Below are 1,206 nucleotides of genomic sequence, written 5' to 3' on the forward strand. Positions count from 1 at the left end.
ATCCAGAACCAGGTCCGCCTGGGCCTGGCCCGGATGGAGCGCGTCGTGCGCGAGCGCATGACGACGCAGGACGTCGAGGCGATCACGCCGCAGACGCTGATCAACATCCGCCCGGTCGTCGCGGCGCTGCGCGAGTTCTTCGGCACCTCGCAGCTCTCGCAGTTCCTCGACCAGACCAACCCGCTCGCGGGCCTGACCAACAAGCGGCGGCTGTCCGCACTCGGGCCCGGCGGCATGTCACGGGAGCGCGCCGGGTTCGAGGTGCGTGACGTGCACCCGTCCCACTACGGCCGGATGTGCCCGATCGAGACCCCTGAAGGCCCCAACATCGGCCTCATCGGCTATCTCGCGAGCTACGCCCGGGTCAACGCCTTCGGCTTCGTGGAGACTCCGTACCGGAAGGTCGTCGACGGGAAGGTGACCGACCGGATCGACTACCTGACGGCCGACGAGGAGGACCGCTTCGTCAAGGCGCAGGCCAACACGGTGCTCAACCTGGACGGGTCGTTCGCCGAGTCGCGCGTCCTGGTGCGCACCAAGGGCGGTGAGACGGAGCTGGTCCGGGTGGCCGAGGTCGACTACATCGACGTGTCGCCGCGCCAGATGGTGTCGGTGGCGACGGCGATGATCCCGTTCCTGGAGCACGACGACGCCAACCGGGCCCTGATGGGGGCGAACATGCAGCGGCAGTCGGTGCCGCTGATCAGGAGCGAGGCGCCGCTGGTCGGCACCGGCATGGAATACCGTGCCGCGACCGACGCCGGTGACGTCATCAGCGCCGAGAAGGCCGGCGTGGTCGAGGAGGTCTCCGCCGACTACGTCACGGTCATGAACGACGACGGCACCCGGACGACGTACCGGGTGGCCAAGTTCAAGCGCTCCAACCAGGGCACCTCGTTCAACCAGAAGCCGATCGTGGCCGAGGGCGACCGGGTGGAGGCGCGTCAGGTCATCGCCGACGGCCCGTCCACCGACGGCGGCGAGATGGCCCTCGGCAAGAACCTGCTGGTCGCGTTCATGCCGTGGGAGGGGCACAACTACGAGGACGCGATCATCATCTCGCAGCGCCTGGTGCAGGACGACGTACTGTCCTCGGTGCACATCGAGGAGTACGAGGTCGACGCCCGTGACACCAAGCTGGGCCCGGAGGAGATCACCCGCGACATCCCGAACGTCTCCGAAGAGGTCCTGGCCGACCTCGACGAG

The 1,206-nt window shown here is 68.2% G+C and carries 1 pseudogene; it reads left to right on the forward strand.

The features are described 5' to 3' along the window. Positions 1–1,206: pseudogene (locus tag AB0G11_RS48910) on the forward strand (DNA-directed RNA polymerase subunit beta); the annotation flags it as partial.

The organism is Nonomuraea sp. NPDC023979, from assembly GCF_040639085.1.
GTDB classification, from domain to species: Bacteria; Actinomycetota; Actinomycetes; order Streptosporangiales; family Streptosporangiaceae; genus Nonomuraea; species Nonomuraea ceibae.